Origin of the sequence: Rhizobium sp. SRDI969, assembly GCF_025152725.1 — a bacterium.
GTDB lineage: Bacteria > Pseudomonadota > Alphaproteobacteria > Rhizobiales > Rhizobiaceae > Rhizobium > Rhizobium leguminosarum_I.
Map to the genome: position 1 here is coordinate 2,432,909 of NZ_CP104035.1, position 13,180 is coordinate 2,446,088.

The 13,180-nt window shown below is 63.8% G+C and carries 15 protein-coding genes; 13 read left to right on the forward strand and 2 right to left on the reverse strand.

Translation table 11 applies throughout. The annotated features are described in order from the left end of the window. From N2A41_RS12230 to N2A41_RS12285, 12 genes are read left to right on the forward strand one after another with little or no spacing between them, the layout of a single operon-like run. Complete coding sequence (locus tag N2A41_RS12230) at window positions 1-969, forward strand: carbohydrate ABC transporter permease (RefSeq protein WP_260111037.1); 969 nt, start codon at window positions 1-3, stop codon at window positions 967-969. Continuing rightward, window positions 966-1,919 (forward strand): carbohydrate ABC transporter permease, encoded by a 954-nt coding sequence (locus tag N2A41_RS12235; protein WP_170255216.1) that lies wholly within the window; start codon window positions 966-968, stop codon window positions 1,917-1,919. Before N2A41_RS12230 ends, N2A41_RS12235 begins: the two co-directional genes overlap by 4 nt. Beyond that, window positions 1,916-2,128, forward strand: a complete 213-nt coding sequence (locus N2A41_RS12240) for a hypothetical protein (RefSeq protein WP_162117324.1) — start codon at window positions 1,916-1,918, stop codon at window positions 2,126-2,128. Before N2A41_RS12235 ends, N2A41_RS12240 begins: the two co-directional genes overlap by 4 nt. Window positions 2,129-2,131: 3 nt before the next feature. Further along, window positions 2,132-3,229: an ABC transporter ATP-binding protein gene (locus N2A41_RS12245; protein WP_260111038.1), complete on the forward strand. Its 1,098-nt coding sequence runs from the start codon at window positions 2,132-2,134 to the stop codon at window positions 3,227-3,229. Next, window positions 3,222-4,229 carry an ABC transporter ATP-binding protein gene (locus tag N2A41_RS12250; RefSeq protein ID WP_162117326.1) on the forward strand — a complete coding sequence of 336 codons (1,008 nt, stop codon included), beginning with the start codon at window positions 3,222-3,224 and terminating at the stop codon, window positions 4,227-4,229. Before N2A41_RS12245 ends, N2A41_RS12250 begins: the two co-directional genes overlap by 8 nt. Before the next feature lie 53 nt (window positions 4,230-4,282). Beyond that, complete coding sequence (locus N2A41_RS12255) at window positions 4,283-5,926, forward strand: dihydroxyacetone kinase subunit DhaK (RefSeq protein WP_170261997.1); 1,644 nt, start codon at window positions 4,283-4,285, stop codon at window positions 5,924-5,926. A 46-nt stretch (window positions 5,927-5,972) separates the two neighbouring features. Then, entirely contained in the window at window positions 5,973-6,593 is a 621-nt protein-coding gene (gene dhaL / locus N2A41_RS12260; protein ID WP_162117328.1) for a dihydroxyacetone kinase subunit DhaL, read from the forward strand. After that, window positions 6,590-6,988 carry a dihydroxyacetone kinase phosphoryl donor subunit DhaM gene (gene dhaM / locus N2A41_RS12265; RefSeq protein WP_170255214.1) on the forward strand — a complete coding sequence of 133 codons (399 nt, stop codon included), beginning with the start codon at window positions 6,590-6,592 and terminating at the stop codon, window positions 6,986-6,988. Before dhaL ends, dhaM begins: the two co-directional genes overlap by 4 nt. Continuing rightward, window positions 6,988-7,344 (forward strand): HPr family phosphocarrier protein, encoded by a 357-nt coding sequence (locus N2A41_RS12270; RefSeq protein WP_170255213.1) that lies wholly within the window; start codon window positions 6,988-6,990, stop codon window positions 7,342-7,344. The genes dhaM and N2A41_RS12270 overlap by 1 nt, the downstream gene beginning before the upstream one ends. Continuing rightward, window positions 7,328-8,905, forward strand: coding sequence for a putative PEP-binding protein (locus N2A41_RS12275; RefSeq protein WP_260111039.1), 1,578 nt, complete (start codon window positions 7,328-7,330; stop codon window positions 8,903-8,905). The genes N2A41_RS12270 and N2A41_RS12275 overlap by 17 nt, the downstream gene beginning before the upstream one ends. Before the next feature lies 1 nt (window position 8,906). After that, a complete protein-coding gene (locus N2A41_RS12280) occupies window positions 8,907-9,314 on the forward strand; it encodes a hypothetical protein (protein WP_010001912.1) in 408 nt (135 codons plus the stop codon). Window positions 9,315-9,365: 51 nt separating this feature from the next. Continuing rightward, on the forward strand, window positions 9,366-10,358 hold the full coding sequence (locus N2A41_RS12285; protein ID WP_260111040.1) for a dihydroxyacetone kinase subunit DhaK: 993 nt from the start codon (window positions 9,366-9,368) through the stop codon (window positions 10,356-10,358). A gap of 68 nt (window positions 10,359-10,426) precedes the next feature. On the opposite strand, the gene N2A41_RS12290 is transcribed toward N2A41_RS12285, so the two are convergent. Together N2A41_RS12290 and N2A41_RS12295 are read right to left on the reverse strand one after the other, a co-directional pair. After that, window positions 10,427-11,791, reverse strand: coding sequence for a chloride channel protein (locus tag N2A41_RS12290; protein WP_260111041.1), 1,365 nt, complete (start codon window positions 11,789-11,791; stop codon window positions 10,427-10,429). Window positions 11,792-11,992: 201 nt separating this feature from the next. Further along, the gene (locus tag N2A41_RS12295; protein ID WP_163881872.1) at window positions 11,993-12,385 is read right to left on the reverse strand and encodes a VOC family protein; all 393 of its coding nucleotides are present in this window, start codon (window positions 12,383-12,385) and stop codon (window positions 11,993-11,995) included. 219 nt (window positions 12,386-12,604) lie between these two features. Between N2A41_RS12295 and N2A41_RS12300 the strand changes: the two genes are divergently transcribed. Next, the gene (locus N2A41_RS12300) at window positions 12,605-13,087 is read left to right on the forward strand and encodes a methyltransferase family protein (protein ID WP_222279221.1); all 483 of its coding nucleotides are present in this window, start codon (window positions 12,605-12,607) and stop codon (window positions 13,085-13,087) included. Window positions 13,088-13,180: the final 93 nt, after the last annotated feature.

A 13,180-nucleotide genomic window follows, 5' to 3' on the forward strand; every position in this document is an offset into this window, starting at 1 on the left:
TTGACCATTTCCCATTCCTCCATCGTCGAGAAGGCGGCCGATGCAACCGCGAGGGCAACGCCTTCCTCGGTCGCCCGGCGCGTCCGCGGCCTTTCCGACAGGGCGATCGCCTGGCTATTCATTGCCCCTGCCATCACCCTGCTGCTCGCGATCAACATCTTTCCGCTGCTTTGGGCGGTCTATCTCTCCTTCACTAATTACCGCGCCAATCGGCCGAATGCGCCGGTCGTAGGCGTCGGCTTCGGAAACTACCAGCGCGTTCTCAACGATCCCGATATCTGGCAGGCGATGCAGACCACCGCGCATTTCGTCTTCTGGACGATTGTACTGCAGACGGTGATCGGCTTTAAGCTCGCCTATCTGATCGACCGCAAGTTTCGCGGCCACGCCTTCTGGACGACGATCATTCTGATCCCGATGATGCTGTCGCCCGCCGTCGTCGGCAATTTCTGGCGCTTTCTCTACGAGCCGCAGATCGGCCTCTTCGCCTATGCCGTGTCGCTGGTCACAGGCATTCCGACATCGGATATCCAGATGCTCGGCAACGTTACGCTGGCGCCCTGGGCGATCATCATCGTCGATACCTGGATGTGGACGCCTTATGTGATGCTGATCTGCCTCGCTGGCCTGCGCTCGATCCCCGATTATATCTATGAGGCGGCCGAGGTCGACCGTGCCTCGCCCTGGCGGCAGTTCTGGTCGATCACCGTGCCGATGGCCCTGCCTTTCATCATGCTTGCCGTGCTTTTCCGCGGCATCGAGAATTTCAAGATGTTCGACATGGTGACGCTGCTCACCGGCGGCGGGCCGGGCTCGATTACCGAGGTCGCCTCGATCACGCTGAAACGCGCCGCCTTCGAAAGCTGGGCGACCGGCCGGGCCTCGGCCTTCGCCATCATCCTCTTCGTCGCGGTGTTCGGCCTCGCCAACATCTACGTCAAGGCATTGAACAAGGTGAAGCAACGATGAGCGCCGCCAACTCAGCCCATTCGGTCGTCGAACCGAGCCTGTCCAGCAAGCGCATCGCCGGCACCATCGTCGTCCTCTATGCGCTGATCACCCTCATCCCGCTCGTCTGGATCTTCCTGACCAGCATCAAGTCGCCGCCGGATTCGATCAGCTATCCCCCGAAGATCGTCTTCACGCCGTCGCTGGAAGGTTATTGCAACCTGTTCACCACGCGCACGCGCCAGACGCCTGATTATATCGCCTCGCTGCCGGCGCCGGTCGGCACCTGCGATGAGGTGACGCGCAAGCGCAACATGGTGATCGCCGGCCCATCGAACTTCCTGCCGCGCTTCGTCAATTCGCTGGTGATCGCCTTCGGCTCCACCTTCCTCGCGGTCTTCCTCGGCACCCTCGCCGCCTATGGTTTTTCCCGCTTCAAGATACCGCTCGCCGACGACCTGATGTTCTTCATCCTGTCGACGCGCATGATGCCGCCGATCGCCGTCGCCATCCCGATCTATCTGATGTATCGCGAACTCGGCCTGTCGGACACGGCCTTTGGCATGATCCTGCTTTACACCGCCGTCAATGTCTCGCTCGCCGTCTGGCTGCTCAAGGGCTTCATCGACGAAATCCCGCGCGAATACGAGGAAGCGGCAATGATCGACGGCTATACGAGGCTGCAGGCCTTCCGCAAGGTCGTGCTGCCGCAGGCAACCACAGGCATCGCCGCCACCGCGATCTTCTGCCTGATCTTCGCCTGGAACGAATATGCCTTCGCCGCGCTTCTGACCTCGGGCGAGGCCCAGACCGCGCCGCCCTTCATCCCGACGATCATCGGCGAAGGCGGGCAGGACTGGCCGGCCGTCGCCGCCGGCACGACAATTTTCCTGATCCCGATCCTGGTCTTCACCATTCTATTGCGCAAGCAGCTGCTGCGCGGCATCACCTTCGGAGCCGTCCGCAAATGACCCACCTGATCGAAACACGCACTCCTGCTCGCCCGAAACGGCCGTTCTTTCTGCGACGCGGCCCGATGGAGACCATTGCCACCGTGCTGATCGGACTCGGCTTCCTGATGCTGTTCCAGCCCTTCCTGCTGGTGCTCTACACCTATTCGCTGGTGACACTGCTCGCAGGCACCGTCATGTTCATCATCGTCTCGAAATTCCCGGAGTGAACCATGGCGGACATCCGGATCGAAAATCTCCGCAAGGAATTCGGCAGCTTCGTCGCCGTTCAGGATTCGAGCTTCACCGTCCATGACGGCGAGTTCCTGGCGCTTCTGGGCCCCTCCGGCTGCGGCAAGACGACGACGCTTCGCATGATCGCCGGCCTCGAGCTGCCGTCGAGCGGCAAGATCTATCTCGACGGCGAGGACGTCACCTTCAACCGCGCCAGCGCCCGCGACATCGCCTTCGTCTTTCAGCTCTTCGCGCTCTACCCGCATATGAACGTGCGCAAGAATATCGGCTTCCCGCTGCTGTCGCAGGGCATGCCCAAGCCCGAAATCCGTCAGCGTGTCGAGGAGACCGCGCGTCTGCTGCAGATCGACCATATTCTCAACCGCTCGGTCTCCGGTCTTGCCGGCGGCGACCGGCAGCGCGTGGCGCTCGGCCGCGCCATCGTCCGGCGCCCGAAATGCTTCCTGATGGACGAGCCGCTCGGCACGCTCGACGCCGAATTCCGCGAGATCATGGTTCACGAGCTGCGCGAATTGCACAACCGCATCCACGCGACCACCGTCTACGTCACCCACGACCAGCATGAGGCGATGGCGATGGCCGACAAGATCGCCGTCATGAACCATGGCATCATCGAGCAGTTCGGCACGCAGCAGGAGATTTATGCCAAGCCCGCGACCATGTATGTCGCCGATTTCATCGGCTCGCCGTCGATGAACTTCATGCGCTTCACCTCCGGCCTGAAAAGCGGCGATCGCTCCATCCTGCTCGACGGCGTCGATGTCGCCGTTCCCGAGATCCACCAGGACATGGCCCAAAGCCAGCTGGCGCTCGGCGTGCGGCCGGAGCATATCCGCTTCAGCGACGCCTCGGCGCTACGCGGCGCCGTCTATGGCAGCGAATATCTCGGCACCAATCAGGTCGTGGCTGTGGAAACCCCGGGCGGCATGATCAAGGCCCGCGTTCCCGCCAATCGCAGCTTCCAGATTGGCGAAAGGGTCGGCCTCGAATTCAACCCGGCGAAACTCGCGCTCTTCGACTGCACCTCGGGCCGCGCGGTCCCATCCTCGCTTTATCAGGAGACCCGGCATGGCTGATGTCGTCCTCAGGAACCTCGCCAAGCGCTTTGGCGACACCCAGGCTTTGGCCGACCTCGATCTTTCGATCCGCGACGGCGAGTTCGTCGTGCTGCTCGGTCCGACAGGCGCTGGCAAGACCACGACGCTGCGGTTGATCGCCGGCCTCGAAAAGCCCGATAGCGGCCGCATCGAGATCGGCGGCCGCAATGTCGCCACTGAGGCACCCGCCGAGCGCGACGTCGCCTTCGTGTTCCAGCAATATTCGCTCTATCCGCACATGACGGTTTACGAAAACCTCGCCTTCCCGCTGAAGGCGCCGGTCCGCAAGCTGAGTGCGCAGGAGATCGACCGGCGCGTGCGCGAAGTGGCGCGCATGGTCCGGATCGACCACAAGCTGGAAAACCGCTCAACCAGGCTTTCCGGCGGCGAGATGCAGCGTGTCGCGATCGGCCGGGCGTTGGTGCGCAAGCCGGCGATCTACCTGATGGACGAGCCGCTCTCCTCGCTCGACGCCAAGCTGCGCGCCGAACTGCGCCTGGAGCTGAAACGCATCCAGAAGGAACTCGGCTCGACGCTGCTCTATGTCACCCACGATCAGGTTGAAGCCATGACCATGGCCGACCGCATCGGCATCGTTGCCGAGGGACGGCTGATGCAGGTGGGAACGCCGCGCGAGATCTACGGCAATCCAGCCAACCTGCATGTCGCGGCCCGTCTCGGCCAGCCGCACATCAATCTTCTGCCGGCGGACCTCTTGCCGGGCGGCGGGCCGCCGCCCGGCACGAAGACCGTGGGCGCCCGCACGGAGCATCTCGATATCATTGTCGGCAAGGACGCCAATGCCGAGATCGACTGGATCGAGCATCTCGGTGACCAGAACCATCTGCACATCAGAGTCGGCAATCACAAGCTCGTCACACTTGCAGATCCATATCTGGCGATCGCGCCGGGCGACCGGATCAGCCTGACGCTGCGCGATCCGCTTTATTTCGATGCGGCTGGACAGCGCCTGTCCTGACCGGCAAACAGACTTGATGATGGCATGAAAAACAAACAGACGGGTCTCAATCGATGAAACACTTCTTCAACCGCAGGGAAAGCATCGTCACCGAAGCCTTGGACGGTCTGCTTCTGACGAGCAGCAAGGGTCGTCTTGCCCGCCTCGACAGCTTTCCCGACATCAAGGTGATCCTGCGTGCGGACTGGGACAAGTCGAAGGTGGCGATCATCTCAGGCGGCGGCGCCGGCCATGAGCCCTCCCATGCCGGCTTCGTCGGGAAGGGCATGCTGACGGCTGCCGTATCCGGCGAAATCTTCGCCTCGCCGAGCGTCGATGCCGTGCTGACGGCGATCCGCGCCGTGACCGGCGAAAAGGGCGCCCTGCTGATCGTCAAGAACTACACCGGCGACCGGCTGAATTTCGGCCTTGCCGCCGAAAAAGCGCGCGCCGAGGGCTTCGACGTCGAGATGGTCATCGTCGCCGACGATATCGCCATTCCCGGCATCAACCAGCCGCGCGGCGTCGCCGGCACGCTGTTCGTTCACAAGATATCGGGCTATCACGCCGAAAAGGGAGAGGACCTGAAGACGGTGGCAAGCCATGCCGCGGCAGCCGCCGGTGACATCGTCTCGCTCGGCATGTCGCTCTCCACCTGCAGCGTGCCCGGCCAGGCACATGAGGATCGCCTGGGCGAAAACGAAGGCGAACTCGGCCTCGGCATCCATGGCGAGCCCGGCGTCGAACGCATCACGCTGCAGCCGGTCGTCGATATCGTCTCCACCATGGTGGCACGCCTGTCGCCTGCGCTGCACAAAGGGGCAAATTATGCGCTCCTCATCAACAATCTCGGCGCAGTGCCGCCGCTCGAAATGACCATCATTGCCAAGGCCGTTCTGTCCTCCGCACTTGCCGATCGCATCCGGCTGATCATCGGGCCTTCGCCGATGATGACCGCGCTCAACATGAACGGCTTCTCGCTGTCGCTGATCCGGCTGGACGCCGTGCGCGAGGCCGCGCTGACGGCAGCGGTCGAGCCGCATGCCTGGACGCCGGCCGTCGAACGCCACGAGATCGAGGTCATCGCCGCACCGAGAACATCAGGCGGACTGGACAGCGCCAACGGCACGGCCGGAGAAAATGATCGCAACCGGCGCCTGATCACGGCGCTCTGCGAGCATTTGATCTTGCAGGAAAGCGACCTCAACTGGCTGGACGGCCGCGTCGGCGATGGCGATACCGGCTCGACGGTGGCGACGGGCGCCCGCAGCGTGCTGGCCCGCCTCGACACGCTGCCGCTCGACCGGCCGGCGGCAACGCTTGCCTCGCTCGGCGATATCCTCGGCACCAGCATGGGCGGATCGAGCGGCGTGCTGCTGTCGATCTTCTTCACCGCCGCAGCAAAGGCGATGGCTGACAAGGCCGATATATCAGCCGCTCTTCTTGCCGGGCTCGACAGGATGACGTTCTATGGCGGAGCCGCGGTCGGCGACCGGACGATGGTCGACGCGCTGTCACCTGCCTTGCAGGCGCTTGCATCCGGCGATGTCGTCGCAGCGGCAAAGGCAGCGGCAGCCGGTGCCGAGTCGACGAAGACGATGATGAAGGCGAGAGCCGGACGCGCCTCCTATGTCGGCGAAAGGGATCTGGCGGGCGTTGCAGATCCCGGCGCCGTCGCGGTTGCCGGCGCGTTCGGCGTGGTGGCAAGCCTCGCCTGACCGGAGTAAAGTTTGAGAGCCTGCGGGGGGCGCGGCGACAGGGAGGATGACAGTGCAGGCGGAACCGGTGCTTGTGGCAGGGTTGATCGAGGTATGTCGCGCGACGATCGCGGCAAACAGCGATCACCTCTGTGCGCTCGATCGCGCCATCGGCGATGGCGATCACGGAACCAATATGCGGCGCGGCTGCGAGGCGGTGAGCGCCGAAGGCGAAACCCTGTCCGGCCTGCCCTTGCCCGACGCCATGGAAAAGATCGGCCTGACCCTAGTAATGAATGTCGGCGGTGCGGCCGGGCCGCTCTACGGCACGCTGCTGATGGAGATCGGCCGCGAGCTTCGCAAAAACGACGAGAAGGCCGATTTCTCGCAGGTGCTGAAACAGGCGATCGATGCCGTCGCAAGACGCGGTCGGTCGCATGCCGGCGACAAAACCCTGCTCGACGTGCTCTATCCCGTGCATGCGGCACTCGCCAGCCGCTCGCCGCTCGGCGCAATCGCCCGCAGGGCCGAGCGTTCCGCCAACCGCACCGCTGACATGAAGGCGATGCGCGGGCGCGCCGCCTATCTCGGCGACCGCTCGATCGGTCATGTCGATCCCGGCGCGTCGAGCTGCGCGCTGCTGACCACGGCGATCTGCCGCTATCTCGGGGAGCATCGTCCGCAATGAATGGAAAGACCGCAAATGTGGGCATTGTGATCGTCTCCCACTCGCCGCTGGTGGCACAGGGGATCGCCGATATGGTGCGGCAAATGGTGGGCGACAGCGTGCCGCTCGCCTGGTCGGGCGGCAATGTCCATGGTGAACTCGGCACCGATGCCGGCGGCATCCTGAGGGCAATCGAAGCCGCTTGGTCCGATGCCGGCGTCGCCGTCTTCGTCGATCTCGGCGGCGCCGAAACCAACAGCGAGATGGCGATCGAAATGCTGGGCCTTCCCCGCTCGGCCCTCGTCTCCATCTGCAACGCGCCGCTGGTCGAAGGCGCCGTCATCGCCGCCGCCGAGGCGTCGGGGGGCGCGTCGCTGGCCAAGGTCGTCGCCACAGCCGAGGAACTGTCCCCCTGATGACCAGCGGATTGCGTAGTGAAAAACAGGAGCCCGAGCCATTGCCCGAGCCATTCAAGGTGAATTGCCAGACGGAGGTAGAAGTCAAGCACGGCGTCGGGCTGCATGCCCGCCCCTCCGTTACCTTCACGCGGCTTGCCAAGTCCTTCCCCTGTTCGATCGAGATCGCCGTCAACGGCAGCGACGTCTGGCTGAACGGCAAGAGCATCATCAAGATCATGAGCGCAAAAATCCGAAAAGGATCGATCCTCCGGATCCGCGCCGACGGCATTCTCGCCGAAGAGGCGATCCGCGCGCTGAAGGAACTCATCGAGCGCAACTTCGATGAGGAAAAGAAACATGGCCGCACCGCTTAGGCTGACAGCAAAGAGTGCATCCCCGGGCATCGCATCCGGCCCGGCCTTTCTGGCCGAGCGGCCGGACGCCCCCGCGCCCAGCACGGCCGGCGGATACGGCGCGCTCGAGAAGGCGATCGACATCTCGATCGGCGAACTCGAGCGCCTTGCCGACGGAGCCGATGCCGAAAGCCGGGATATCATCGATTTCCAGATCGAGGTGCTGCGCGATCCGACCATCGCGGAAGCGACCGGCGCGCGCATGGAAGCCGACGAGAACGTCGTCTTTGCCTGGGTCGCCACCCTCGACGCCTATATCGGCGAACTCGAAGCGGCCGACGAAGAGCAGATGCGGGCACGCGCCGTCGATATTCTCGACATCAAGAACCGTGTGCTTGGGGCGCTCGCCGGCACCCCGATCGCCGATTTTCCGCCCGGTTCGATCTTCGTTGGCAAGGATATGGAGCCGAGCCGCTTTCTCGCCCATGACTGGTCGAAAGGCGGCGGCATCGCGCTGTTTTCAGGCAGCACCGCAGGCCATGTCGCCCTGCTCGCCCGGGCCAAATCGGTACCGATGGTGATCGGCACCGGCCGCTTTTCGGCAGCGGACGGAGATCCGGTCAGAGTGGATGGCGATGCCGGCGCGGTCGTCCTCAAGGCCGGCGGCATACTGATCCCATCGCCGATGCCCGCACGAACTTCTGCCGCCGGCGCGCAAACCGAATACGGCGAACTGCGCACGGCGGACGGCGTGCCGATCCTGCTCTCCATCAACATCAACGACCCCGCAGAGATCGACGCGCTCGATCCGGCGACGGCAGGCGTCGGCCTGATGCGCTCTGAATTTTCAGTCGCCTCGATCGCCGAGGCCGCCAATGAGGAACGGCAGCTGGCGATCTATCGCCGCGTGCTGGAACAGGCGGGCGACAGGCCGGTGACCATAAGAATGCTGGATATCGGGGGCGACAAGCCGCTCGCCGGGTTCGAAGACCTGCCTAGTCTCTCGGCCTCTGGCCTGCGCGGCATCCGACTGCTGCTTGCCCGGCCGGAAATCGCCCGCGTGCAGGCCCGCGCCCTGCTGCGCGCCGCCATCTTCGGCAAGCTTTCGGTGATGCTGCCGATGGTGACCTTTCCCGACGAGATCGACAGGATGCGCGAATTGTTCCGCGAGGAAGCCGAAAAGCTCGGCCGCCGATCCCTGCTCCACCGGATGCCGCCGATCGGCATGATGGTGGAGGTGCCGGCCGCAGCGTTGATGCTCGATACTTTCGGGTCAGCAGCATTCTTTTCGTTCGGCACCAATGATCTTACCCAGTATCTCGCCGCCTCCTCTCGCGACGATATCGATGCCGATGCCGGCAAGGCCGCACCCGCAGTGCTCCGGCTGATTGCCCAGGCGGTGAAGCTGACTTCCGGCAAGCCACTCAGCATCTGCGGCGACATGGCCGGCAATCCGCACTATCTGCCCGGGCTGCTCGCCGCCGGCCTCCGGCATTTTTCCGTGGCGCCGGCCCGGCGTCCCGCGATAAGATCGGCGATCATCGGCCTCAACGCCGATGGCACAAGGGCAGCCGGAGAGTAGAATGGCGCGCGAAGACACCGAAGACGCCATTATCGCCTACAAGTCCATTCTGGCGCAGATTATCGACAACAGGCCATCCGGCACGCGCCAGCGCCTGGCGACGGCGCTTGGAAAACATCGCAGCTTCGTCACTCAGATCACCAGCCCGACCTATGCAACGCCGCTGCCGGCGCGCCATCTCGCGACGATCGTCCGCGTCTGCCATTTTAGTGCCACTGAGGAGGAACGTTTCCTCGAAGCCTATCAGGCCGCCCATCCCGGCAAGCTGCCGGACCTCGGCCATTCCGAGAAATTGCGGCACCTTTCGCTGATGGTGCCCGACTTCGGCGACGACAGGAAAAACCGCCTATTGGAAGAGGCGATCTCCGATCTGGTGCAGAAGATCGTCGCGATATCGGGTGCTGAATGACGAGTGCGCTGGTTGACGTAGCGTAATACTTTTGGCCTTGGGAGGGGCTTGATGAAGAAGTTCATGAACACTGCGGAAACCATGGTCGCCGAAAGCGTCGAAGGCTTCGTGCGCGCCCATGAGGCCTTGGTGGTGTTCGGGCCCGAGCGCAGATGCATCCGCCGCCGCCATCTCACCGCTGGCAAGGTGGCGCTTATATCAGGCGGCGGTGCCGGCCATGAGCCGATGCATATCGGCTTCGTCGGCCAAGGCATGCTGGATGCCGCCTGCGTCGGCCATATCTTCACCTCTCCGACACCGAGCCAGATCATCGCCGCGATCGAAGAGGCCGATACCGGCGCCGGCTGCCTGCTCGTCGTCAAGAACTATGACGGCGATCTGATGAATTTCGAAATGGCGATCGAGATGGCCGGCGACCGCCACAACCTCGACATGGTCGTCGTCAGCGACGATATCGAGACATCAAGGTCCGGCGAAGGTAATGGCCGGCGCGGTGTTGCCGGAACGCTGATCGTCGAAAAACTCCTGGGTGCTGCGGCCGAACGCGGCATGTCGCTGACCGAATTGAAGCAGCTTGGCGAGGGATTGAACACACGCATCCGCTCGATGGGTGTCGCGCTGAACGGCGTGACGGTGCCGCAGACCGAGCGCACGACATTTTCGCTGGGGCCCGGCGAGATGGAAATGGGCGTCGGCATCCATGGGGAACCCGGCCATGCCAGGCAGCTCTTCGCCGCCGCCGACGCGATCATCGGCCATCTCTGCGAGACCATCGCCAGCGACATCGCAGTGACGCCGGGCGCGAAAGCACTGCTCTTCGTCAACGGCCTCGGGGGCACGCCGCCGGCCGAACTCTACCTCGCCTATGCCGGCGCCCGCCGCTTCATCGAGGAACGAGGCATCCCGATCGAGCGCTCGCTTGTGGGAACCTATGTCACTTCGCTCGATATGCAGGGACTGTCCGTCACCCTGGCTTTGTTGACCGACGAGGAGATCGCACTCTGGGACGCGCCGGTGGCGACGGCGGCGCTGCGTTGGCCATGACCAGTAAGCCGGGCGGCGCAAGACTCTGCCTCTGCCAGCCGGCAAAAGCGTACCATCGCCCGACGCCGTCACTCGCCCCGCAGAACCATTGTCTCCTCGCCTCTATCGGCCGCGCGCCGCGCCCGGATGGCGGCGGCGATGAAGACGCGCGAGAGGCCGTGATAGAGGGGCTCGCGGGACAGCACGCGCGAGGTGATATAGCCGATCATCGAGACGGCCATGATCGGAATGACGGCCTCATGGTCGCCGGTCATCTCCAGAATGATCACGAAGGCGGTCATCGGCGCCTGCACCACGCCGGCGAAATAGCCGGCCATCCCGAGGATGGCCGCCAACGCGATGCTGGTGCCGAGCAGCGATCCGACCGTGCTGCCGAAACCGGCGCCGACCGCAAGCGAGGGTGCAAAGATCCCGCCCGGAATGCCTGAAATCATCGACAGGAAACTGGCGGCGAGTTTCTCGACAAAGAAAAGCAATGGCAGGGCGTGACCCTCGACGGCGCCCCTCGCCTGCTCGTAACCGGTGCCGAAGGTCGCGCCGCCGGATGCGACGCCGATGATCGCAACGGCAAGACCACAGAGCCCGGCAAGCGCCAGCATGCGCCTCAGCGGCTGCGGCTGCGCCCAGCGCCGGATACGCTGCCCGAAATGCAACGCGAAACCGCTGAAGGCAGCACCCAGCGCGCCGCCGCCGACGCCGCAGACGAGAACCAGTCCCCAATCTCGCGCGACGGTCGGCGCGGCCGAAGCAAAGCCGAAATAATTGTAGCTGCCGGAGAGCCCGAGAGCCGCGAGCCCGGAAAGGATGACGGCCGTCAGCACCAGCCCGTTGGCGCGCGATTCATAGGTGCGGCTCATCTCCTCGATCGCAAAGACGATACCGGCAAGCGGCGTGTTGAACGCCGCCGCGATGCCGGCGGCCGATCCGGCAAGGATCAGCCCACGCGCCTGCGCCACGCCACCGAAGCGGGCGACGGCGAGCATGATCGATGCACCCACCTGCACGGTCGGCCCCTCGCGGCCGATCGAGGCGCCGGAAAACAGCCCAAGCACTGTGAGCACGATCTTGCCGAAGGCGATCCGCAGCGACAGCAGCCGCGTGCGGTCGGCCTCATCCCTCAGGTGCCTGGCGGCGATCGCCTGCGGAATGCCGCTGCCTTGCGAATTGGGAAAGAGGGTTGCCGCAAGATAGGCCGCCACAACGAAGCCGAGCGGCGTCAGCATCAGCGGCAGAACGAATGCCCATTCCCCCGAGGCAGTCAGGCTGCCGAAGGCCTTCTGCGCGAGATCGGCGAGTTTTGCGAAACCGACGCTGATCACCCCGATCGCCAATGCCCCACACCAGAAAACCAGCCTCGGCCGCCAAAGGGAAAACGAGCCCCAGAAAACACGGGAGCGGCGCAGAAGCTTGGATTTCCTGATGAGAGAGGGCAAGGAACGTCTCTATTCCAGTTGCGGCATTACAAGCAAGCGATGATATATACCAGGTTTCATTGCCCACGGATGGCAGCAAGGCGAGCGCAGGCCCGCTATGTCGCCGAAGAATACCTGATTCCTTAGCGCGCGTAAGGGCACCGATGGACGCAGCACTTGCGGCGAGCAGACCCATCGGCGGCGGCTCCCTTGGCGCCACGCTCACGGATTCCAGCCGCCGCTGCCATAGGGACGCGTGATGATTTCAAGCAGATGGCCGTTCGGATCTTCGAAATAGACACCGCGCCCACCGTCGTGGTCATTGGTCTCATCGGGCTTCCGCTGACCGGGGTCAGCCCAGTAGCTCAGGTTCCGCTCGCGAATTCGGTTGAATATCGCCTCGAATTCAGCGTCGCCGACGAGGAAAGCGTAATGTTGGCGAACGATCTGACCTTCCGTTTCCATGTAGTCGAGATTGGCGTCGTTGTCGGTTGTGACCATGTGGAACGGCCCCCAGCGCCGCGGCGCCGGCAACCCTAACATATCGGCCAGGAAATCTGCCGAGGCCTTGCTGTCGTGAGCCGACAGGATGGTATGATTGAAGTGGATGGCCATAGTGGTTTCTCGCAAATGGGGAGCTGCAAACTCGATGGAAGCTTTGCCGGTTAACACCCGCGGCCGCCTCTTGTTCCGAACTTCGACCGCGCCTCTCCGCCTTCAAATCTCTTTCGAAACGAGGTAAACTCCATCGGTGGAGGAGCCGCGACAAATGGCACGAAACACGCTCCCCATGCGCTGGAATTCCGGGGACCACGAGATCGGATGGGTGGCGGCATGAACGAGGCGAACGGCAATTTGCGCGACACTTCAGGCGCCGCGGTGCGGCCGCCGATCGCTTGGGCGCTGACGGTCATCGCCGGGCTCGCGCTTAACTGGCTCTATGCGCTGCCGTTCATGCCGGCGGCCGTGCCGGCTGGCGTGCTCGGCGGCATCGTGTTCCTTGCCGGCCTGGCGCTACTGATCTGGGCGGCAGCAACCTTCCGCCGGGCGGGGACACAGGTCCAGCTCAGCCGGCCGACGACGACGATCGTCGACGAAGGCCCCTATCGCTTCACGCGCAACCCGATCTACATCGGTATGTTCCTCGGCCTCATCAGCCTCGCCGTCGCCTTCGACAGCCTGTGGCTCATCCTCCTGTTGGTGCCGTTCTACCTTGTCATCCGCTACGGCGTGGTCGCTCGCGAGGAGGCCTATCTCGAGCGGAAATTCGGTGACGTTTATCTCGCCTACAAGGCCCGCATCAGGCGGTGGCTGTAGCGAGACGAAGAAGCGTCGACCTGCTGAAACCCGAATGACGGAAACGGGTCGAGACACGACCCTCGCGGCATCATGGCCATCGCCAAAGCAAGC